General features: G+C 41.1%; 18 protein-coding genes. 17 read left to right on the forward strand and 1 reads right to left on the reverse strand.

The genetic code is table 11. From position 1 onward, the window contains the following. The first annotated feature begins 151 nt into the window (after nt 1-151). The 3 genes from HMPREF2877_RS03005 to HMPREF2877_RS03010 are packed head-to-tail and all read left to right on the forward strand — an operon-like array spanning nt 152 to nt 1,455. Nucleotides 152-508, forward strand: a complete 357-nt coding sequence (locus tag HMPREF2877_RS03005; RefSeq protein WP_013991281.1) for a hypothetical protein — start codon at nt 152-154, stop codon at nt 506-508. 32 nt (nt 509-540) lie between these two features. After that, nucleotides 541-879, forward strand: a complete 339-nt coding sequence (locus HMPREF2877_RS10595; RefSeq protein WP_073687829.1) for a hypothetical protein — start codon at nt 541-543, stop codon at nt 877-879. A 15-nt stretch (nt 880-894) separates the two neighbouring features. Continuing rightward, a complete protein-coding gene (locus HMPREF2877_RS03010; RefSeq protein ID WP_070578618.1) occupies nt 895-1,455 on the forward strand; it encodes a TIGR01440 family protein in 561 nt (186 codons plus the stop codon). A gap of 53 nt (nt 1,456-1,508) precedes the next feature. Here the strand turns inward: HMPREF2877_RS03010 and treR are convergent, their stop codons facing one another. Then, complete coding sequence (treR, locus tag HMPREF2877_RS03015) at nt 1,509-2,219, reverse strand: trehalose operon repressor (protein ID WP_014635135.1); 711 nt, start codon at nt 2,217-2,219, stop codon at nt 1,509-1,511. A gap of 156 nt (nt 2,220-2,375) precedes the next feature. On the opposite strand from treR, the gene treP reads away from it, so the two are divergent. From treP to ilvC, 14 genes are all read left to right on the forward strand, one after another. Further along, nucleotides 2,376-4,355 carry a PTS system trehalose-specific EIIBC component gene (treP, locus tag HMPREF2877_RS03020; RefSeq protein WP_070578621.1) on the forward strand — a complete coding sequence of 660 codons (1,980 nt, stop codon included), beginning with the start codon at nt 2,376-2,378 and terminating at the stop codon, nt 4,353-4,355. 54 nt (nt 4,356-4,409) lie between these two features. After that, a complete protein-coding gene (treC, locus tag HMPREF2877_RS03025) occupies nt 4,410-6,035 on the forward strand; it encodes an alpha,alpha-phosphotrehalase (RefSeq protein WP_070578624.1) in 1,626 nt (541 codons plus the stop codon). Between the two features lie 81 nt (nt 6,036-6,116). Next, complete coding sequence (locus tag HMPREF2877_RS03030) at nt 6,117-8,012, forward strand: M13 family metallopeptidase (protein ID WP_070578627.1); 1,896 nt, start codon at nt 6,117-6,119, stop codon at nt 8,010-8,012. Between the two features lie 140 nt (nt 8,013-8,152). Beyond that, nucleotides 8,153-10,750 (forward strand): bifunctional acetaldehyde-CoA/alcohol dehydrogenase, encoded by a 2,598-nt coding sequence (adhE, locus tag HMPREF2877_RS03035; RefSeq protein ID WP_002887036.1) that lies wholly within the window; start codon nt 8,153-8,155, stop codon nt 10,748-10,750. 160 nt (nt 10,751-10,910) lie between these two features. Next, entirely contained in the window at nt 10,911-11,756 is an 846-nt protein-coding gene (locus tag HMPREF2877_RS03040; protein ID WP_002887035.1) for a hypothetical protein, read from the forward strand. Between the two features lie 25 nt (nt 11,757-11,781). Then, nucleotides 11,782-12,753 (forward strand): hypothetical protein, encoded by a 972-nt coding sequence (locus tag HMPREF2877_RS03045; protein WP_002887034.1) that lies wholly within the window; start codon nt 11,782-11,784, stop codon nt 12,751-12,753. 160 nt (nt 12,754-12,913) lie between these two features. Further along, a complete protein-coding gene (gene thrC / locus HMPREF2877_RS03050; RefSeq protein WP_070578630.1) occupies nt 12,914-14,398 on the forward strand; it encodes a threonine synthase in 1,485 nt (494 codons plus the stop codon). A 60-nt stretch (nt 14,399-14,458) separates the two neighbouring features. Further along, nucleotides 14,459-15,745, forward strand: coding sequence for an MATE family efflux transporter (locus HMPREF2877_RS03055; RefSeq protein ID WP_070578632.1), 1,287 nt, complete (start codon nt 14,459-14,461; stop codon nt 15,743-15,745). 111 nt (nt 15,746-15,856) lie between these two features. Further along, nucleotides 15,857-16,222 carry an Asp23/Gls24 family envelope stress response protein gene (locus HMPREF2877_RS03060; RefSeq protein WP_002885694.1) on the forward strand — a complete coding sequence of 122 codons (366 nt, stop codon included), beginning with the start codon at nt 15,857-15,859 and terminating at the stop codon, nt 16,220-16,222. Beyond that, the gene (locus HMPREF2877_RS03065; RefSeq protein WP_049553580.1) at nt 16,222-17,889 is read left to right on the forward strand and encodes a DAK2 domain-containing protein; all 1,668 of its coding nucleotides are present in this window, start codon (nt 16,222-16,224) and stop codon (nt 17,887-17,889) included. Before HMPREF2877_RS03060 ends, HMPREF2877_RS03065 begins: the two co-directional genes overlap by 1 nt. Before the next feature lie 170 nt (nt 17,890-18,059). Further along, complete coding sequence (ilvD, locus tag HMPREF2877_RS03070; RefSeq protein ID WP_002887027.1) at nt 18,060-19,781, forward strand: dihydroxy-acid dehydratase; 1,722 nt, start codon at nt 18,060-18,062, stop codon at nt 19,779-19,781. Nucleotides 19,782-19,914: 133 nt separating this feature from the next. Next, nucleotides 19,915-21,615 carry an acetolactate synthase large subunit gene (locus tag HMPREF2877_RS03075; protein ID WP_070578635.1) on the forward strand — a complete coding sequence of 567 codons (1,701 nt, stop codon included), beginning with the start codon at nt 19,915-19,917 and terminating at the stop codon, nt 21,613-21,615. After that, a complete protein-coding gene (ilvN, locus tag HMPREF2877_RS03080) occupies nt 21,608-22,084 on the forward strand; it encodes an acetolactate synthase small subunit (RefSeq protein WP_002887025.1) in 477 nt (158 codons plus the stop codon). Before HMPREF2877_RS03075 ends, ilvN begins: the two co-directional genes overlap by 8 nt. A gap of 74 nt (nt 22,085-22,158) precedes the next feature. Further along, a complete protein-coding gene (gene ilvC, locus HMPREF2877_RS03085) occupies nt 22,159-23,181 on the forward strand; it encodes a ketol-acid reductoisomerase (protein ID WP_002887024.1) in 1,023 nt (340 codons plus the stop codon). Nucleotides 23,182-23,299: the final 118 nt, after the last annotated feature.

Consider the following 23,299-nt stretch of genomic DNA (forward strand, 5'->3'; position numbering starts at 1 on the left):
GGAAAGTATGCACTTAATTTGACAATTCAAGCCCAAATAAATAGTTAGTATCTGCCAATTAATCTGTGATTGAGAGTAAACAAATTTTAAAGAGTGGATATGGCTTTGGTTGATAGATTCTATTTCCTAACTTTTTAAGATATGCTATAATATGAATATGTTTGATAATTATATTGTACCTGTATTTTTTGGTGGTGGAGCTCTTGCTCTACTAGGTTTAGTGTTATTTGGTTGGGCCTTGCCTTCATTTTTGAAGGGTAAGTGGTCTTATTTGATTTCTTTGCTAGGTTTAGGTTTGGTTGCTTTTGCCTATTTTGATTCGGCGATTGTTATCACTTATAAAATCTGGCTTGGATTGCTAGGTGTTATCATGATTGGTTGGGGACTTCCTTTCAACAATCGTAAGGGACGCCGTGCGATGACTATGTTTTGGGCCATCATGGCAATCGTTGTGGGTATTGCTGCTATTGCATTCACTATTGCTTATGGTGTTATTAACCGCCACTAACATGAAACTGTAAAACATGCTATAATAATGGCATGTTTTATTTTATGACCCTATCATTTATTATCATGCCTGCCTTGGGCTGCTTCTTAATAGGCTTGGCTTTTGCTAAACCAGATCGTTGGGACTTTTCTTGGATTTTATCCTTAATAGGTTTGGTGGCCTTTATTTCTTCTTTTTGGCATATAGCACGTGTAGATTTATGGTTTATGCTAAGTTATAGTGTTGGTCCTTTTTTGATGGGATTTGGTTTCTCCTGGGACCTAAGTAAGAAACGCCGTAGGCAGTTATTATTATTAGGGGCATTTTTCCTTGTCTTTTTTGTGATTCTGTACTATCTTATTGTGCGAATCCTGAATACAGCTGTTGTCTAAAGGAGGGCTGTTGTGATGTTGCTAGATTTAGAAGAGAAGACACGTGTGCTTGTAGAAGATATTGTTGAACGTTCAGCTATTGGGAGAGGAGCTATCTTTGTCTTGGGACTGTCTTCCAGTGAGGTTGCTGGTGGGACTATCGGCAAAGCCTCTAGCCGTGAAATTGGTCAACGAATTGTGAAAACTATTCTTGAGGTTTTGGAACCTAAAGGGATTTACTTGGCTGTTCAGGGCTGTGAACATTTGAATCGTGCTTTGGTTGTTGAGCGTGAGCTTGCCATGGCTAAAGATTTGGAAATTGTGAATGTTCTTCCGACCTTGCACGCTGGGGGAAGTGGTCAGCTGGCTGCTTTCGACTATATGAAGGATCCTGTTGAGGTGGAGGAAATTATCGCTCAGGCTGGTATTGATATTGGGGATACCTCTATTGGTATGCATGTGAAGAGGGTCCAAGTTCCTCTTCGTCCTATTATTCCAGAATTAGGTGGTGCCCATGTGACTGCTTTGGCGAGTCGTCCTAAGTTAATTGGTGGTGCTCGTGCGGAGTATTTAGCAGATCCTATCCGTAAAAACTAAAAAGTATCGGACAAGAGTGTCCGATACTTTTTCTGTTAGCTGGGCTTTTCGTTTTAATGATGGCGCTTGGCATAATCAACAAATTTGAATTTTTCAAGTTTGTGGCGACTTTCCGTAAATTGGAACTGTTTTCCATTATTTAAATAAACTTTTGAACGGACACAGACAACGTGCTGGTCCTTGCCTAGGTCGATAAGAATCTTATCTTGATCGGTAGCATTATCGATAGTGATTTCTTTAAAGGCGTGGGAAATGCTAAGGTTGAGCTGATTCTCAATGTAGTCGTAAATAGAGTATTCAGCAATGCTACGGTTTAGTTGCGGAACAAGGCTGGCGTCTAGGTAATCAATATCTATAACAGAGGCACAGCTGTCAACGACTCTTTGACGAACAACACGCCAAACCTGTCGGCTATTAGAAAAACCAGTTCTTTCTGAGAGTTTTGAATCAACAATGATTTTATCCAGAGAAATAACATTGGTTTGCGAATTAAGGCCTTGTTGTTCTATTAGTTCTTGGTAACTAGTAAGGTCAGACACAGGAAAGTTGATTTGTTCCTGGTTAATAACCTGAGAGCCAGAGCCATGAATCTTTTTGACCAAGCCTTCTTCAACGAGTAAGGTTAATGCCTTTCGTATAGTGTCTCGACTAACCTGATAAGATTGAACCAGTTCTTGCTCGGTGGGGAGAAAGTCTCCCACTTGATACTTTTGCTCATGGATGGCTTTTTCTAAATCCTTATAAATAATCTGATATTTTTTCATCTTTCTCCTCATTTGTAGGTGAAAAAACATACAACCGATGTTTTTTTACAAAAATATGTTAAAAAAATCCCGGAACACTTGCAGACAAATTTGCAATCGTTTACAATCAGTTTATCAAGTCAATCAGATATTGTCAAAAAAGAAAAGGAGATTCAAATGGGTAAATTTGAACAAGAAGCCAAAGATCTGCTTGCTGCAATTGGTGGTAAAGAAAATGTGACTGCTGTCACTCACTGTGCGACGCGTATGCGTTTCGTTCTTGGTGATGATAAGAAGGCAGATGTGAAAACAATCGAAGCCATTCCTGCTGTTAAGGGGACTTTCACCAATGCAGGTCAATTCCAAGTTATCATTGGTAATGATGTGCCAATCTTTTATAACGATTTCACTGCTGTATCAGGGATTGAAGGTGTTTCTAAAGAAGCTGCTAAATCAGCTGCCAAGAGCAACCAAAACCCAGTGCAGCGTGTTATGACAACCTTAGCCGAGATCTTTACACCTATTATTCCAGCCCTTATCGTTGGGGGATTAATTCTTGGTTTCCGTAATGTTCTTGAGGGTGTGCATTGGTCTATGCTTGACGGTAAGACAATTACCGAGGTTTCTCAGTTCTGGTCAGGAGTGAATCACTTCTTGTGGTTGCCTGGTGAAGCTATTTTCCAATTCTTGCCTGTAGGTATTACTTGGTCTGTTTCTCGTAAAATGGGAACTAGCCAAATTCTTGGAATTGTTTTGGGTATTTGTCTGGTGTCACCACAATTGCTTAATGCTTATTCAGTAGCATCGACACCAGCGTCTGAAATTGCTAAGGATTGGGTTTGGGATTTCGGATTCTTTACTGTTAATCGTATAGGTTATCAAGCGCAAGTTATTCCAGCCCTTCTTGCTGGTTTGTCACTTTCTTATCTTGAAATTTTCTGGCGTAAACATGTACCAGAAGTAGTATCAATGATTTTTGTACCGTTCTTGTCATTGATTCCAGCCCTTATTTTGGCTCATACGTTTTTAGGTCCTATTGGTTGGACTATTGGACAAGCTCTTTCAACAGTGGTTCTTGCTGGTTTGACAGGTCCTGTAAAATGGCTTTTCGGTGCTGTTTTTGGTGCCCTTTATGCGCCGTTCGTTATCACTGGTCTTCACCACATGACCAATGCAATTGATACTCAGTTGATTGCAGATGCTGGTGGAACAGCTCTTTGGCCTATGATTGCTCTATCAAACATTGCTCAAGGTTCAGCAGTCTTTGCTTACTATATTATGCATCGTCATGATGAACGTGAGGCTCAAATTTCACTTCCAGCTACTATTTCAGCTTATCTTGGTGTTACAGAACCAGCCCTCTTTGGGGTTAACGTCAAGTATATTTACCCATTTGTTGCAGGTATGATTGGTTCATCTATTGCAGGTCTTCTATCAGTAACCTTTAACGTTACAGCGGCCTCTATTGGTATTGGTGGGTTGCCTGGTATTCTATCAATTCAACCTAAGTATATGATTCCATTTGCAGGAATTATGCTTGTTGCTATTATTGTACCTATGGTCCTAACTTTCTTCTTCCGCAAAGCGGGTCTCTTTACTAAGACAGAAGATGATACAGAACTTAAGGAAGAATTCGCAGCTCAAGAAGAAGCTGAATTTGCATCACATACTGCTACTCCAACGGCTCTTGCTGAATCAGCAGAGGTTGTTAGCCCACTTGCTGGCCAAGTTAAACCACTTAGCCAAGCCACAGATCCTGTCTTTTCATCAGGTGTAATGGGACAAGGTGTCGTCATCGAACCAAGTCAAGGGGAATTGGTTTCACCAGTGAATGGTACAGTGACAGTACTCTTCCCAACTAAGCACGCCGTAGGTATCGTTTCTGAAGAAGGTGTTGAAATGCTAATGCACATTGGTATGGATACGGTTAGTCTTGACGGAAAAGGGTTTGAGGCTCATGTTGAACAAGGTGATAAAGTTGTTGTTGGTCAACAATTGATTAGTTTTGATATGGATGTTATCAAAGAAGCTGGTTTGGTCACTGAGACTCCAGTAATCATTACAAATCAAGATGATTTCCAAGCAGATGTTGAAGGGGATCTTCCACGTGATATCAAACGTGGTGAAGTTCTCATGATTGCTCATCGAACAAAATAAGCTAAGGGGTGGAAACGTTACGGTCCACCCTTTGATAAAAAAGAGGTTAAATAAATGGCATTAGATAAAACAAAGGTTGTATACCAAATTTATCCAAAATCATATAAGGACACGACAGGAAATGGAATCGGTGATTTCAGAGGGATCATTGAAAAGATTCCTTATCTAGCAGAGTTGGGCGTGGATATGGTTTGGCTCAATCCTTTCTATCCAAGTCCTCAGCGTGACAATGGCTACGATATTTCAGACTACACAGCTGTCAACCCTATCTTTGGGGATATGGCTGATTTTGAAGAAATGGTTCGTGCCGCTAAAGAGCACAAGATTGACTTCATGCTAGACATGGTGCTTAACCATTGCTCAACGGAGCATGAGTGGTTCCAAAAAGCTCTTGCTGGTGACAAGTATTACCAAGATTTCTTCTTCATCCAGGACCAACCAACTGATTGGTTGTCTAAATTTGGTGGTTCTGCCTGGGCTCCTTTTGGAGATACAGGGAAATACTATCTTCACCTCTTTGATGAAACACAGGCAGACCTCAATTGGCGAAATCCCAATGTCCGCAAGGAGTTGTTCAAGGTGGTCAACTTCTGGCGTGACAAGGGCGTCAAAGGATTCCGTTTCGATGTAATCAATTTGATTGGGAAAGATGAGGTCTTGGTGGATTGCCCTGAAAATGAAGGGAAACCAGCTTATACGGATAAACCAATTGTTCATGACTATCTTCGTATGATGAATGAAGCGACCTTTGGTTCTGATGATAGCTTTATGACAGTTGGAGAGATGTCATCGACAACCATTGACAACTGTGTTCTGTATTCAGCACCGGAGCGCCACGAGTTGTCTATGGCCTTTAACTTCCATCATCTGAAAGTCGACTATGAAGATGGTCAAAAATGGACCATTACTCCATTTGATTTTGAAGAGCTCAAACGTCTCTATCATACCTGGGGCAAGGAAATGAGTGAACGAGGAGGTTGGAGTGCCCTCTTCTGGAATAACCATGACCAACCTCGTGCTCTTAATCGCTTTGTGGATATCAAGAACTTCCGCAATGAAGGAGCGACCATGCTCGCAGCCAGCATTCACTTGTCACGTGGAACGCCTTATATCTACATGGGCGAAGAGATTGGAATGATTGATCCAGACTATGATTCGATGGCAGATTATGTGGATGTCGAATCCATCAATGCCTACCAGATGCTTTTGGATCAAGGTCATTCTCCAGAGCAAGCCTTTAAGATTATCCAAGCTAAGTCACGAGATAATTCTCGTACGCCAATGCAATGGGATGCTTCTGAAAATGCAGGTTTTTCAACAGGCACTCCATGGTTGAAAGCCGGTAAATCTTACAAAGACATCAACGTTGAAAATGAAATCGATGGACCAATCTTTAAATTCTATAAAGAATTGATTCGCTTGCGCAAAGAAATGCCTATTATTTCAGAAGGTAGCTATCAGCCGGCACTTGAAGATAGTCAACAAGTCTACGCCTTTGAACGTCATTTAGACGGTCAAAAACTATTGGTACTCAATAATTTTTATGGAAGTGAAGCAGAAGTGGCGATTCCAGCAGAATACCAGTCAGGGCGCGTGCTCTTGTCAAACTATGACGATGCAGAGCTTGCTGAAAAGGTAAGTCTTAAGCCTTATCAAACCCTAGCAATCTTAGTAAAATAAGCCAAACTTTCCTCAGTAAATGCTTTTACTGGGGAATTTTGTTATAATGAAAGCACTTTTAATGTTGATGGAGGAAGTGTAATGACACGCTTACAAGATGATTTTTATGATTACGTCAATGGAAAATGGGCGGAGACCGCTGTAATTCCTGATGATAAACCTTCAACCGGTGGTTTTATGGACTTAGATCGAGACATCGAAAACTTGATGTTGGATATCACTGGGAAATGGCAACGAGGAGAAGAATTGCCTGAAGACAGCATTCTGCAAAACTTTGTCAAATACCATAAAATGGTGGCAGATTTTGATGCACGGGAAGCAGCTGGTGTCGCTCCAGCTATGCCCTTGATCAATGAAATCAAGGCTCTGACTTCTTTTGAAGACTATACCAGCAAGCTGGGAGCCTATGAACTAGCTGGCAAACCAAATCTCATGCCATTTAGCGTGTCACCAGACTATATGAATGCCCAAATGAATGTCTTGTGGGGAGAAGCACCGGCTCATATCTTGCCAGATACGACCTACTATGAAGAAGGCAATGAAAAAGGCCCAGAATTATTGGCTATCTGGCGCCAAATGATGGAAAAACTCTTACCAAAATTTGAATTCTCAGAGGCAGAAATCAAAGACATTCTGGATAAAGTAATTGCGGCGGATGCAGAATTGGCCAAATATGTCTTGTCAAATGAAGAAAGATCCGAGTACAACAAACTCTACCATCCTTATGAGTGGGATGATTTCAAGGCCTTGGTTCCAGAATTGCCGTTAGATAGCTTCTTTACAGAAGTGATCGGACAAACACCAGATAAAATCATCGTGCCAGAAGAGCGTTTCTGGAAGGAATTTGCACCAAAATACTATTCAGCAGCCAACTGGGAAACTATTCATGCAAGATTGAAACTCAGTGCAGCCGTAGATTGGACTTTATTCTTGACCGAAGAAATCCGTGTCTTGGCTGGTGAATATAGTCGTACGATTGCAGGTATTCCAGAACCTCGTCCAAAAGAAAAGGCGGCCTTGTCATTAGCAGAAGTACCATATAGCCAAGCGCTTGGACTCTGGTATGCGGGTGAAAAATTCTCACCAGAAGCGAAAGCAGACGTAGAGCATAAAGTAGCGACCATGATTGAAGTCTACAAGGATCGTCTGGAAAAAGCAGACTGGCTCGCTCCTGAGACTCGTGAAAAAGCCATTGTCAAACTTAATGTCATCACACCTCATATCGGTTACCCTGAAAAGTTACCAGAAACTTATGCCAAGAAGATTATCGACGAGAGCAAAACCTTGGTTGAAAATGCTCAAGCTCTCTACGAAATTTCAATTGCTCATAGCTGGAGTAAGTGGAACCAACCAGTTGATCGAAGTGAATGGCATATGCCAGCAAATATGGTCAATGCCTACTATGATCCGCAACAAAACCAAATTGTATTCCCAGCAGCAATTTTGCAGGCACCTTTCTATGATCTTCACCAATCGTCATCAGCTAACTACGGCGGAATCGGTGCAGTCATTGCCCATGAAATTTCACACGCCTTTGACACCAATGGAGCTTCCTTTGATGAGAATGGTAGCTTGAAGGACTGGTGGAAACCAGAAGATTACGAAGCCTTTACCGCTCGCACGCAAAAAGTCATCGATCAGTTTGAAGGCCAAGACTCTTATGGTGCTAAGATTAACGGGAAATTGACCGTCTCTGAAAACGTAGCGGATCTTGGAGGCATCGCTGCAGCCCTTGAAGCCGCTAAAAAAGAGGCAGATTTCTCCGCAGAAGAATTCTTCACCAACTTTGCTCGCATCTGGCGCATGAAAGCCCGGACAGAGTACATGCAACTCCTTGCAAGTGTCGATGTCCACGCACCAGGAAAACTCCGTACTAATGTTCAACTACCAAACTTCGACGAATTCCACAAGGAATTTGACGTTAAAGAAGGCGACGGCATGTGGCGTGCCCCAGAAGATCGTGTGATTATTTGGTAATAATGATGAAATCTGTCCTAAAATGGATGGATTTCTTTATTTTTGTCGTTGTAAGGGTTTACAAAAATTGAATAAAGAGCTATAATAATATTGTTCAAAAGCTTGTGATTTTTTTAACAAGTGCTTAAAAGGAGTTTTATATGACTAAAGAAATTAAACAAACTAAAGATATTCAAACAGTAATTGATGAATTGGCAATAAAGGGGGTTGAAGCCCTCAATGAAATGGCTGACTTTACACAGGAGCAAGTGGACCACATTGTTCACCATGCAGCAATCGCAGCGCTTGATAAACACATGTATCTTGCAAAATTGGCTGTTGACGAAACAGGTCGTGGTATTTATGAAGACAAAGCTATAAAAAATATGTATGCTTCTGAATATATTTGGAATAGCATCAAAAATGACAAGACAGTCGGTGTTATTGCTGAAGATAAAGAGCAAGGTTTGGTCTCTATCGCTGAGCCGGTAGGTGTTATCTGTGGGGTAACTCCAACAACTAATCCAACATCTACTACTATTTTCAAAGCTTTGATTGCGTTGAAAACACGTAACTCAATTGTATTTGCCTTCCACCCATCAGCTCAAAAATCATCAGCAGAAGCTGCGCGCATTGTTCGTGATGCTGCTATTGAAGCTGGTGCACCTAAGAACTGTATTCAGTGGATTGAAGAGCCATCTATCGAAGCGACTGGTCTCTTGATGAACCATCCTAAGATTGCCACAGTACTTGCGACTGGTGGACCTGGTATGGTTAAAGCAGCTTACTCAACTGGTAAACCAGCACTTGGTGTAGGAGCTGGGAATGTACCTGCCTATATTGCGGCAGATGCTAAAGTTAAACGTGCTGTCAACGATATCATTCTTTCAAAGAGTTTTGACAATGGTATGATTTGTGCTTCTGAACAAGCAGCTATCGTTGATGCAGCTATTTATGACGAAGTTAAGGCTGAATTTGAAGCACATCAATGTGTCATCATTTCTAAAAAAGCCGACATTGCTAAATTGGAAAAAGTCGTTCTTAATGAAGCGCGTACAGCTGTAAATGGTGCCATTGTAGGTCACTCAGCTATTGAAATCGCTGAAAAAGCTGGCCTTAAAGTTCCTGCAGGTACAAAATTGCTTTTGGCAGAAATTCCAGATGCAACAATGGAACACCCACTTGCCTTGGAAAAATTGTCTCCAGTACTTGCCCTTATCAAATCTGATGGCGTTGAAGATGGATTCAAAAAAGCAGAAGGTATGCTCAATTTGGGTGGTCTCGGACACACAGCTGTTATCCACACTGAAAATGAAGAGCTCCAACTCCAATATGGTATTCGCATGAAAGCCTGCCGTGTCTTGGTAAATAGCCCATCAGCTGAAGGTGGTATCGGTAATATCTACAATAACATGATCCCATCATTGACTCTTGGTTGTGGCTCATACGGACACAACTCAATCTCTCACAATGTTAGTTCATTTGACCTTCTTAACGTAAAAACATTGTCAAAGCGTCGCAATAATATGCAATGGTTTCGCGTCCCACCAAAAATCTTCTTTGAAAAAGACTCAATAACATATCTGCGTCATATCAAAGCTAAGCGTGTAATGTTGGTCTGTGATCCAGGTATGGTTCAGTTTGGCTACGCTGCCTTGGTTAAACGCCAATTGGAACTCAACCGTCACGATCCAATGATTGAAGTTTTCTCAGATGTTGAGCCTAACCCATCTACGAATACGGTTTATAAAGGCTTGGAACGCTTTGTAGACTTCCAACCAGATGTCATTATTGCCCTTGGTGGTGGTTCTGCAATGGATGCGGCTAAGGCTATGTGGATGTTCTTTGAACACCCAGATGTAAGCTTTTTCGGTGCTAAACAAAAATTCTTAGATATTCGTAAACGTACCTATAAGATTCCATATGCTGAAAAGACCACATTTATCTGTATCCCTACAACTTCAGGTACGGGTTCAGAAGTAACGTCATTTGCGGTTATCACTGATAGTGAAACTCATATCAAGTATCCATTGGCAGATTACGCTTTGACTCCGGATATTGCTATCGTCGACCCTGCTTTGGTTATGAGTGTACCTGCCAGCGTTACAGCAGATACAGGTATGGACGTTTTGACTCACGCTATTGAATCTTATGTATCAGTCATGGCTAGCGACTATACACGCGGACTTTCACTTCAAGCGATTAAACTTGTTTTTGAAAATCTTGAACATTCTTACCGTTTTGGTGATGAAGAATCACGTGAAAAAATGCATAATGCGTCAACAATGGCTGGTATGGCCTTTGCCAATGCCTTCCTTGGTATTAGTCACTCATTAGCACATAAGATTGGTCCAATGTACAATATTCCACACGGACGTACCAATGCAATTCTTCTACCTCACGTTATCCGCTACAATGGTCGTGATCCTCAAAAACACGCCATGTTCCCTAAATATGACTACTTCCGTGCAGACAAGGATTATGCTGATATTGCTCGTTTCATGGGATGGGGTACTGACAAACAATCAGATGCTGAATTGGTTGAACTTTTGGCACAAAAAGTATACGAATTAGGTATTGCCGTTGGTATTGACATGAACTGGAAGGGACAAGGTGTCACTAAGAAACTTCTTCAAGACACTGCCTATACTTTGGCCGAACATGCTTATGAAGACCAATGTACAACAGCTAATCCGAAAGAACCGCTTATTTCAGAATTGAAAGAAATTATCGAAATTGCCTTTGATTATAAAGGGTAAGTGATAGACTAAAGTAGCTCTATAAGGGCTACTTTTTTTGCCAGGAATCTTCTATATTAGAGTGTTTATCCAAATTAAAAATAAAGGACTTTCTTGAATAAGATAGAAAAACGCTTTAAGAATTGTTATAATAACCTTACAGCAAGATAAGGAGATTCCTATGACAAAAGAAGAAGGGCTTAGCTTGGGTGAAACAGCACACCCTCTTAAGCCTCATAAAATGGGACCATCGGGGGCTCTCATGGAAGGGAATAGAGCGACTAATAAGTTTAAAGAGTTTAATGCTGATAGGATGGTGAGTGTTCAATTCAATCCTAGTCAACAAGTAAAAGAATCAAAGGAGCCAGTAACCTCAAAGAATATTGTGGGGATGGTATCAGGTGTGATTGCAGCGATACTAACCATACTTTTGATCGTTTGTCTCGTGATGGGATACCGTTATCGAGCCGCAAGCATTGAGGGCGATTGGACAAGCCCAACCTTTAGTGAGAAAATGTTAGCCACTCTGAAAGATACTGCTAATACTAAGAATAAAGTTAGTAATGCTTTACCACAAGGTCAAAATCTTATCACCGATATCAATACAGCAATGAGTATTACTGACAATAAGGCTCACTTAAAAGTGAGCTTTGTTTACAATCGTAAAGGTCTTTATCAGGCTTACCAGAGTAGAGTTACTGAATTGAAAGGTCAGTACGGTGAGGAGTTCTCGGAGGTTTTTGATAGTTATTCATTGTCAGAAAAAGACTACTATAAACAGTTTGATGAGACAGTGAAGAAAGAACTTCCAAAGAGCTATACCTACGATGCCAAAACCGGTCGTGTCACAACAACTGCTTTTACGGGAGATATTAACCGTTGGGAGCAAACAATCACTGTGGATAAGGCTGGAGATTCAGATGCTTTTAAAAAAGGTGATGTCTTAGATTATACGCCTAACAATGAAGGCTTTACTATCAAGGCACACAGTGAATTCGGTGACATTAGTTTTACAAAAAATAAATAAAAAAGGAAATTAAAGGGGAATATAAATGACAAGAGCAGAATGGTTGGACTATTTTGAGACGGTAAACGGACGTAAGCCGAGTGTTCAGGAAATGGCGGATGCTTTGAAAGCTGGAGAGTTTGTTAATGAAGCACCAGCTAAAGCTGAAGATACAGCTACTACTGAACCTATTAAGGTTGAGGCAGAAATCGTCGAGACAAGCACTAGTCCTCTACCAACTGAAACGGCACCAGCGGTAACAGCACCTTCTACGGTTGCTTTTCCAGAAGGACAAGCAGCTATGGCAAATTTGGCTCCTAAAAAACCAATGGATCCCAAAAAGAAAAAACGTATCCTAGTCTCAGTTTTGTCAGCGGTAGTCCTTGTCTTCTTATGTATCGGTGGCTTTATGACTTACCGTTATGTGACAGGTAATATTGATGGCAAATGGTACAGTAGTTCTCTAGGTAGAGAGTATAGCTCAAGCATGTCTGAAAGTTTGACTGAATTGGACAGTAAGGAGCTTGAAAAGTACTTTACAGATACTGCTGTAACCATGAAAGTAAAAGGTAGCAATGTGAAGGTGACTGCTAGCTATACTTTTGATAAGAAAACCTATATCAAGGACTATCGTGAGAGAGTTCAGAAGTCCTTCTCAGCCTTTGGAGATTTATTTAAAGCCTTCTATGGAGATTCCTTTGAAAACTATTACAGTGAGGAAACCATAGAAAAAGAACTTGATGGAGCTCTTGAAAAAGCTGCGAAAGACAATGGTCAAAAGTATGATTCGAAGACAGGCGAAACAACGACAACCCTTTTCAAAGGAAAAGTTAGTCGCTTGGGACATAAGATGACTGTTACTTCTGTCAACAAAGACGTTGATATCGATGGTCTCAATGTGAAAAAAGGTCAAGAGCTAAAAGTGACTAAAAAAGATAAGAAAGTAACGCTTAGTGGTGATGGGAAATCAAAAGATATTACTTTCTCAACTAAGAATGACAGCAAAGATAAATTTTAAGATGACATCCGGAATAGCTATTCCGGATTTTTTCATGTCTTTGAGAGGAGAGAATAGGGTGATATCCGAATGATTTTTTTCACAAGTCATAAAACGTGTAGAAATATTCTGACAATTATGCTACAATAGAGCCACAGACTATCTAAAAAGAGGATTTACCATGACACTTGTATACCAATCAACACGTGACGAAATTAATAAAGTAACAGCTAGTCAAGCTATTCTTCAAGGTTTGGCAACAGATGGTGGCTTGTTCACACCGTTGTCAACGCCTGAGGTTGCTTTGGACTTTGATCAATTGAAAGACGCTTCTTATCAAGAAGTTGCTAAATTGGTCTTGTCAGCTTTCTTGGATGATTTTACTGAAGAGGAATTGGATTACTGTATCACAAATGCTTATGATGACAAGTTTGATACAGCTGCCATTGCACCAGTAGTTAAACTTAAGAACCACTACAACCTTGAACTTTTCCATGGTTCTACTATCGCTTTCAAAGATATGGCCCTTTCAATCTTGCCATACTTGCTAACAACATCAGCTAAAAAGCAAGGTGTTGATAATAAGATTGTCATCTTGACAGCGACATCAGGTGACACTGGTAAGGCTGCCATGGCTGGTTTTGCAGATGTTCCTGGAACTGAAATCATTGTCTTTTATCCAAAAGACGGTGTTTCAAAAATCCAAGAATTGCAAATGACCACTCAAACAGGAGCTAATACTCACGTTATTGCCATTGATGGTAACTTTGATGATGCTCAAACAGATGTGAAACGTATGTTTAATGATGTTGATTTGCGTGAGAAATTGTTGGCTCATCATACGCAATTCTCATCAGCTAACTCAATGAACGTTGGTCGTTTGGTACCGCAAGTGGTTTACTATGTATATGCCTATGCACAGTTGGTTAAGGCAGGTCATATCCAAAACGGAGATAAGGTGAACTTCACAGTACCAACAGGAAACTTTGGTAATATCTTGGCGGCTTATTATGCACGTCAGATTGGTGTTCCAGTTGGCAAATTAATCTGTGCTTCTAATGAAAATAACGTCCTTACAGACTTCTTCGCAACAGGTACTTATGACAAGAAACGTGACTTCAAGGTAACAACAAGCCCTTCTATGGATATCTTGGTATCTTCTAACTTGGAACGCTTGATTTTCCACCTTCTTGGTAATGATGCTACTAAGACTAAAGAGCTTATGGATGCACTTGTGACTAAGGGTGAGTATACTTTGGCTGATGCAGATAAAGATATTCTTGATTTGTTTGCAGCAGGTTTTGCAACTGAGGATGAAACAGCTGCTGAAATCAAGCGTGTCTATGATGAAGACAAGTATATCGAAGATCCTCATACAGCAGTTGCCTCAGCTGTTTACGAAGCATATGTTCAAAAGACAGATGACCACACACCAACAGTTATCGCTTCAACAGCTAGCCCATACAAATTCCCACGTGTGGCTGTTTCAGCTGTCACTGGTAAAGACAGTGGGGATGATTTCAAAGCAGTAGAAGATTTGCACCAACTTTCAGGTGTAGCTATCCCAGCGGCTGTAGATGGACTTGAACATGCAGAAGTTCGCCATAAAACAGTTGTTGCGGCAGCTGATATGCAAAAAGCAGTTGAAAGCTATCTTGGTGTATAAGAATAAAAAAATAGGAGCTGAGAAATCAGCCCTATTTTTATCAATATAGAAAAGAATATTATGACAGAAACAAAGAAAATTCTAAACATAGCCTTGCCTGCTATGGCCGAAAACCTTCTACAAATGTTGATGGGGGTTGTCGATTCTTACCTAGTGGCTCAGGTGGGTATTATCGCTATATCGGGGGTTTCCGTAGCCAATAATATCATTACGATTTACCAAGCTATCTTCATTGCTCTAGGAGCCTCAAGTGCCAGTGTCATTGCTAGAAGTCTAGGAAAAGGTGATGAAAAAGCGACTAACCGAGACACTTGGGATGCTATTATTATTACCCTTGCTCTTAGTCTCATCCTTGGTCTACTTTCCATTTTTGGTGGTGGGGCCATTCTTAATCTTTTAGGTACTGAGCAATCTGTGACTCAGGCTGGTAGTCTCTACCTTGCTCTTGTCGGTGGAGGAGTGGTCTTCTTAGCCTTGATGACTACTTTTGGTAACATCCTACGGGCCAAGGGACGGCCTCGTATTTCCATGGTCGTCAGTCTTTTGACCAATGTTCTTAATGCTATTTTATCTTCTTTAGCCATCTTTGTGGGACATTGGGGGATTATTGGGGTAGCTACAGCTACGGTTTTCTCTCGTCTGGTTGGGACAGTGATACTCTGGCAAGCGATGAAACTAGATGTGAAGCAGCTTGAAATTACCAAACCTTTTAATAGAGAGTTGTTGGGGATTGCACTGCCAGCAGCAGGTGAACGACTGATGATGCGTGCTGGAGATGTGGTCATTGTGGCTATTATTGTTACTTTTGGTACAGCCGTTGTCGGTGGTAACGCCATTGGTGAAAACCTCACTCAGTTTAACTATATGCCTGGTATGGGAGTCGCTACGGCTACGGTTATCTTGGTTGCCAATAGTCTGGGTCGAGGGGATAAGACGCAGATGAAGCGTATTATACGAGAGTCTTATTGGATTTCCACCTTCTTGATGGTTCTGGTTTCAGGGAGTATCTTGCTCTTTGGCCAAGGATTATCAGGCCTCTTTACGGATAATAAAGCAGCTATTGCGGCTAGTCAGGTAGTTATTCTTTATTCTTTCCTTGGGAATCCTGTGACTTCGGGGACTCTAGTCTACACAGCGGTTTGGCAAGGTCTGGGTAAGGCTAAGATGCCTTTCTATGCGACGACTATTGGGATGTGGATCATTCGAATTTTCTCAGGATACTTCCTTGGGGTGAGTCTGGGAATGGGTCTTGCTGGTGTCTGGATTGCAACCGTTGTTGATAATGTATGGCGTGCGATCTTCCTCTACGTGATGTACCGTCGTTATCTCGTAAAGAGAAAGTTTTAATGATAAATACTGAGGAGATACTCTTATTCAAAGGGTATCTTCTTCTTATTTTTTACAAGTAGGCTCGAATATGGTAAAATAAGCTGATAAAAACTTTTTGAGGTAGTAATTATGACTGTAAAAATCAATACAAAAGATGGTCAAATCGAATTGTCAGATGATGTCATCGCAACAGTAGTTGGCGGTTCAGCAACAGAAATTTTTGGCGTTGTCGGTATGGCAAGTAAGAGTGCTATCCGAGATAATTTTCAAGCACTTCTTGGAAAAGAAAACTACGCAAAAGGAGTTGTCGTGAAATCTACTGATGCAGGTATCACTGTGGATGTCTACACTGTTATGAGTTACGGTGTTAAGATTAGTGAGGTTTCAAAAAATATTCAAGAACGTGTGAAATTTAATCTTGAGAATCAACTCGGTATCAAGGCTGAAACAGTAAATGTTTACGTTCAAAATATTAAAGTCGTAGGAGAAAACTAGTGTCTAAAATTACAACAAGCTTGCTTCAGGAGATGGTCCAAGCGGCAGCAACACGTCTAGGTAAGCAAGCAGAATATGTGAATTCACTCAATGTCTTCCCAGTACCAGATGGAGATACTGGAACAAACATGGGAATGACTATGGATAACGGAGCCAAAGCTGTTGCAGATCAATCAGCTTCAACAGTTGGTGAAGTTGGTCAGATTTTGTCTAAGGGTCTTTTGATGGGTGCCCGTGGTAACTCAGGTGTTATCACCTCACAATTGTTCCGTGGATTTGGTCAAAGTATCAAGGATAAAACGGAACTTGACGGCCAAGATCTAGCTCATGCCTTCCAAGCAGGGGTTGAAGTTGCTTATAAAGCTGTTATGAAACCTGTTGAAGGAACAATCCTTACAGTATCACGTGGTGCAGCTTCAGCAGCGATTAAGAAAGCTGAATCTACAAATGATGCTGTTGAGGTTATGCGTGCAGCTCTTGACGGAGCTAAAGCTGCTTTGGCTAAGACACCAGAGATGCTTCCAGTTTTGAAAGAAGTTGGTGTGGTAGACTCAGGTGGTCAAGGTTTGGTCTTCATTTATGAAGGTTTCTTGTCAGCCCTCACAGGTGAGTATATCGCTTCAGAGGACTTCCAAGCGACACCGGCTACGATGACAGAGATGATCAACGCAGAACATCATAAGTCAGTTGCTGGTCATGTTGCAACAGAAGACATTACCTTCGGTTACTGTACGGAAATAATGATTGGTCTCAAACAAGGTCCAACTTATGTGAAAGACTTTGACTATGAAGAGTTCCAAAATTACTTGAGCAACCTTGGGGATTCTCTCCTTGTTGTTAACGATGATGAAATTGTCAAAGTTCACGTCCACACTGAGGATCCAGGTCTTGTCATGCAAGAAGGTCTTAAATATGGGGCTCTTGTCAAAGTTAAGGTTGACAACATGCGTAACCAACACGATGCACAAGTTCAAAAAGAAGAAGCTATCCAAGCTGCACCTTCTGCTCCTAAAGACTTTGCTCTTATTGCAGTTGTTGCTGGAGATGGACTTGCAGATATCTTCAAATCGCAAGGTGTTGACTATGTGATTTCAGGTGGCCAAACAATGAACCCATCAACAGAAGACATTGTTAAGGCTATTGAGCAGGTTAATGCTAAGAATGTTATCATCTTGCCAAACAATAAAAACATCTTTATGGCAGCACAATCAGCTGCTGAAGTAGTAGATGTCAATGCGGCTGTTGTTGAAACGCGTACAGTACCACAAGGCTTTACAAGTTTGCTTGCTTTTGATCCTAGCCAAAGTATCGAAGTGAATGTTGAAGCTATGACAGCTAGTCTTTCAGATGTAACAAGTGGTAGCGTGACCTTGGCGGTACGTGATACAACTATTGATGGCCTTGAGATTCATGAAAATGATATCCTTGGTATGGTTGATGGTAAGATCCTTGTGTCTACACCAGATATGGATCAAGCCCTTCTTGACACTTTTGACAAGATGATTGACGAAGACAGTGAAATTGTTATGATTTATGTCGGCGAAGAAGGTAATCAAGAACAAGCTCAAGTACTTGCGGAAAAATTGGAAGAGGCTCACGAAGATATCGAAGTTGAAATCTTCCAAGGAGACCAACCAGTTTATCCATACCTCTTTAGTGTTGAATAATTTTTGAATTAATCATTTAGGAAGTCTTAGGGCTTCCTTTTTGTTTTGTCAATTTTGATACGGTTGGGACATCTTTTCGAAATTACAGAAATATTCTGAAAATTCCTTGACATTACTTTCCAAAGTGGTAACATATGTTGTAAGAAATTTTATAGATTGAAGGTAACATCATGAGAAGTGATATGATCAAAGTTGGTGTTGATAAGGCACCAGCACGCGGACTTTTGTATGCGACTGGGCAAGTTAAATCTGCCAAGGATATGCAAAAGCCCTTCATTGCTATTTGTAACTCATATATTGATATTGTTCCAGGGCATGTTCACTTGCGTGAATTAGCAGATATTGCCAAGGAAGCTATCCGCGAGGCTGGCGGTATTCCTTTTGAGTTTAATACCATTGGTGTGGATGATGGGATTGCCATGGGGCATATTGGGATGCGTTACAGTCTTCCATCTCGTGAATTGATTGCCGATTCTGCAGAAACAGTTATTAATGCCCACTGGTTTGACGGGGTTTTCTATATTCCTAACTGTGATAAGATTACGCCAGGGATGATTTTAGCAGCCATGCGTACTAATGTGCCAGCAGTATTTTGTTCTGGTGGCCCTATGAAGGGTGGCGTTGACATGACTGGTCATCAAGCGACGCTATCAAGTTTGTTTGAAGCTGTAGGTACCTATCAGGCTGGAGATATGAGCAAGGAAGAGCTCGATTATTTGGAGAAAAATGCTTGTCCAACTTGTGGTTCATGTTCAGGAATGTTTACCGCTAACTCAATGAACTGTTTGATGGAAGTTTTGGGTCTTGCCCTTCCAGGTAACGGTACTATCCTAGCTGTCTCAGATGAACGTCGTGAATTGGTTCGTCAAGCAGCCACAAAATTGATGGATAACATCAAAAATAATGTTCGCCCACGTGATATTGTGACCAAAGAAGCTATCGATGATGCGTTTGCTCTTGATATGGCTATGGGTGGTTCAACCAATACTGTTCTCCATACCCTTGCTATTGCGCGTGAGGCTGGTATTGATTATGACCTTAAGGACATTAATGAAATTGCCAAGAAGACACCTTATCTCTCTAAAATTGCCCCTTCAAGTGTTTACACCATGCATGATGTGCATGAAGCTGGTGGTGTTCCAGCCATTATCAATCAGTTGATTAAAAAGGGAGCCATTAAGGGTGATCGTATTACAGTTACTGGTAAAACCTTGAAAGAAAATGTAGCTGGTGCTGAAATCAAAAATGAAGAAATTATCCATCCGATTGAGCATCCTATTTCACCAGTTGGTGGTTTGTCTATTCTTTACGGAAATATTGCTCAGGATGGAGCTGTTATCAAGGTTGGTGGTGTAGATCCATCTGTTAAAACTTTCCGCGGTAAAGCTATTTGTTGTGATTCACAAGATCAAGCCCTTGAGTTGATTGACAATGGAACAGTTAAGAAGGGACATGTCGTTGTCATTCGATACGAAGGTCCTCAGGGTGGTCCTGGTATGCCAGAAATGTTGGCACCAACTTCTAAGATTGTCGGACGCGGTCTTGGTAAGGATGTGGCACTGATTACGGATGGCCGTTTCTCAGGAGCTACTCGTGGTATTGCTATTGGTCACGTTTCTCCAGAAGCAGCAGAAGGTGGTAATATCGCCCTAATCGAAGATGGCGATGAAATCGTGATTGATCTTCCAAACCGTACTCTTGATCTGCTTGTCGATGATGTAACCCTTGAAGAACGTCGCAAACATTTGAAACCTTTCAAATCAAAAATTTCAAGTGGTTGGTTGCGTCGCTATACAGCCTTTGCTAAATCAGCCAATGTCGGCGGAACTTTGATGAGTGACGAAGAATTCGAAGAACGTAAAGCAGAACGTCAAGCACAAGAAAAAAACTAAGAACATTCTTTCCGAAGAGTTTGTGATATTTTTCTCTGAAACCCTTGCAAATTTGGTTAAAAATGTTATCATAGTATACAAGGTTTTGAATTTTTAGACAATTCGAAAAAAACAACTACTAAAGGAGGTCCATGTGAAGAAAATTGAACTTGAAGAAGCACGCTCTGGTGCTGATTTGATTCTTGATACACTTCTTGAACTTGGGATTTCAACTATCTTTGGATATCCTGGCGGAGCGGTTCTTCCTTTGTATGATGCTATTTACAAAAATGACAAGATTAATCATATCTTATCTCGTCATGAGCAAGGAAGTCTGCACGAAGCTGAAGGTTATGCCAAATCAACTGGTAAACTCGGTGTTGCTCTTGTAACGAGTGGTCCTGGTGCCACTAATGCTATTACAGGGATTGCAGATGCTATGAGTGATAGCGTACCTCTCCTAGCCTTTACTGGTCAGGTAGCAACATCAGGTATTGGTAAGGATGCCTTCCAAGAGGCTGACATTGTCGGAATTACCATGCCGATTACAAAATACAATTATCAGATTCGCGATACAGCTGATATTCCTCGTATTATTAGGGAAGCGGTTCATATTGCAACAACTGGTCGTCCTGGTCCAGTTGTTATCGACCTCCCTAAAGATGTCGTAGCTAAGGAAACAGCCTTCATCAACGATCCTGAAATTAATCTTCCAAGTTACCAACCGACGCTAAGACCAAACGAAATGCAAATCAAGAAAATCTTGAAGCAGTTGGGGAAAGCTAAGAAACCGGTTATTGTAGCTGGAGGTGGGGTGTCTTATTCTGAATCTGCTAAGGAGCTAGTTGCTTTTGCAGAACGCTACCAAATTCCTGTGGTCACAAGTCTTCTAGGACAAGGGACAATTGCTACTAGTCATCCCCTTTTCTTGGGTATGGGTGGTATGCACGGTTCATATGCGGCTAACATTGCTATGACGGATGCTGACTTTATGATTGCTATTGGTTGTCGTTTTGATGACCGTTTGACAGGTAATCCTAAAACATTTGCTAAGAATGCTAAGGTTGTCCATATTGATGTAGATCCAGCTGAGATTGGTAAAATTATTGCAGTGGACCTTCCAGTTGTTGGTGATGCTAAGCAAGCTCTTGAAATGCTCTTAGCAGAACCAGTGGTTCAGAATAACACTGAAAAATGGATTGAAAAAGTCACAAAAGACAAAGAACGTGTACGTTCTTACGATAAGAAAGAACGTATGGTACAGCCTCAGGCAGTTATCGAGCGTATCGGTGAATTGACTAAGGGTGATGCCGTTGTTGTTACTGACGTTGGACAACATCAAATGTGGACAGCTCAGTATTATCCATACCAAAATGAGCGTCAACTGGTGACCTCAGGTGGTCTTGGAACAATGGGATTCGGTGTCCCAGCAGCAATTGGTGCTAAAATTGCTAATCCTGATAAAGAAGTTATCCTCTTTGTTGGTGATGGTGGTTTCCAAATGACGAACCAAGAATTGGCTATCTTAAATATTTACAAGGTGCCAATCAAGGTTGTTATGTTGAACAACCACTCACTTGGTATGGTACGTCAATGGCAAGAGTCCTTCTACGAAGGGCGTACATCAGAGTCTGTCTTTGATACCCTCCCAGATTTCCAATTGATGGCTCAAGCTTACGGCATTAAGTCCTACAAGTTTGATAATCCAGAGACAATTGATCAGGATTTGGAAGTTATCAAGGAAGACGTACCAATGTTCATTGAGGTGGATATCTCTCGTAAAGAGCATGTCTTGCCAATCGTTCCGGCTGGTAAGAGTAATCATGAAATGTTGGGGGTGAAGTTCAATGCGTAGAATGTTAACAGCTAAACTTCAGAACCGTTCGGGTGTCCTTAACCGCTTCACAGGTGTTCTTTCACGACGTCAAGTTAATATTGAAAGTATCTCTGTAGGGGCTTCTGAGGATCCTAACGTTTCACGTATTACGATTATTATTGATGTGAATTCTCAAAATGAAGTGGAACAAATCATCAAACAGCTTAATCGTCAGATTGATGTGATCCGTATCCGTGATATCACGGATCAGCCACACTTGGAACGTGAAGTTATCCTAGTTAAGGTATCAGCACCAACCTCTAAGCGTGCTGAAATCTTGGCGATTATTCAACCTTTCCGTGCTTCGGTGGTTGATGTGGCACCAAGCTCTATCACTATCCAGATGACTGGTGATGCTGAAAAGAGCGAGGCGCTTCTACGAGTTATTCGTCCTTACGGAATCAAGAATATCGCTCGTACGGGTGCTACTGGATTTACCCGTGATTAAAAAATCCAACCTAAATTTGTTAACCCAGCCTTAAAAAGGCAATAAAATATTTTTTAGAAAAGAGACATATTACTATGGCAGTTCAAATGGAATATGAAAAAGACGTAAAAGTAGCAGCACTTGACGGTAAAAAAATCGCCGTTATCGGTTACGGTTCACAAGGTCATGCGCATGCACAAAACTTGCGTGATTCAGGTCACGATGTGATCATCGGTGTTCGTCCAGGTAAATCATTTGATAAAGCTAAAGAAGATGGTTTTGATACTTACACAGTAGCAGAAGCAACTAAATTGGCTGATATCATTATGGTTTTGGCACCAGATGAAATTCAAAAAGATATCTATAAAGATGAAATTGAGCCAAACTTGAGTGCAGGCAAAGCTCTTGGTTTTGCACACGGATTTAACATCCACTTCGAATTCATCAAGGTTCCTAAAGATGTTGATGTCTTTATGGTTGCTCCTAAAGGACCAGGTCACTTGGTACGCCGTACATATACAGAAGGCTTTGGTGTTCCTGCACTTTACGCAGTATACCAAGATGCTACAGGTAATGCTAAAGATATCGCTATGGACTGGGCTAAAGGTATTGGTTCTGCACGTGTTGGATTACTTGTAACAACATTTAAAGAAGAAACTGAAGAAGATTTGTTTGGTGAACAAGCGGTTCTTATGGGTGGGTTGACACACCTTATTGAAGCTGGTTTTGAAGTCTTGACTGAAGCAGGCTATGCACCACAATTAGCTTACTTTGAAGTGCTTCACGAAATGAAATTGATTGTTGACTTGATCTACGAAGGTGGATTCAAGAAAATGCGTCAATCATGTTCAAATACTGCAGAATTTGGTGACTTTGTAACTGGTCCACGTGTCATCGGTCCAGAAGTCAAAGAAAACATGAAAGCTGCCCTTGCTGATATCCAATCAGGTAAATTTGCACGTGAATTCGTTGAAGACCATGATGCTGGCTTCCCACGTTTGAAAGCTTACCGTAAAGAAGCTGAAGAGCTTGAAATTGAAAAGATTGGTGCTGAATTGCGTAAAGCAATGCCATTCGTTGGTCAAAACGACGATGACGCATTCAAAATCTATAACTAATGTGATAGTCTCAAAAACCAGTTTAGTACTGGTTTTTTTGTGTTCTGAAGAGAGTAGTTGGTAATCAATCCTACTGCTCTTTTTTGGTCTTGAATATACAATATAAGTGCACAATAAA

The sequence above is a fragment of the Streptococcus sp. HMSC072D03 genome (genome assembly GCF_001812855.1).
Classification (GTDB): domain Bacteria; phylum Bacillota; class Bacilli; order Lactobacillales; family Streptococcaceae; genus Streptococcus; species Streptococcus salivarius_D.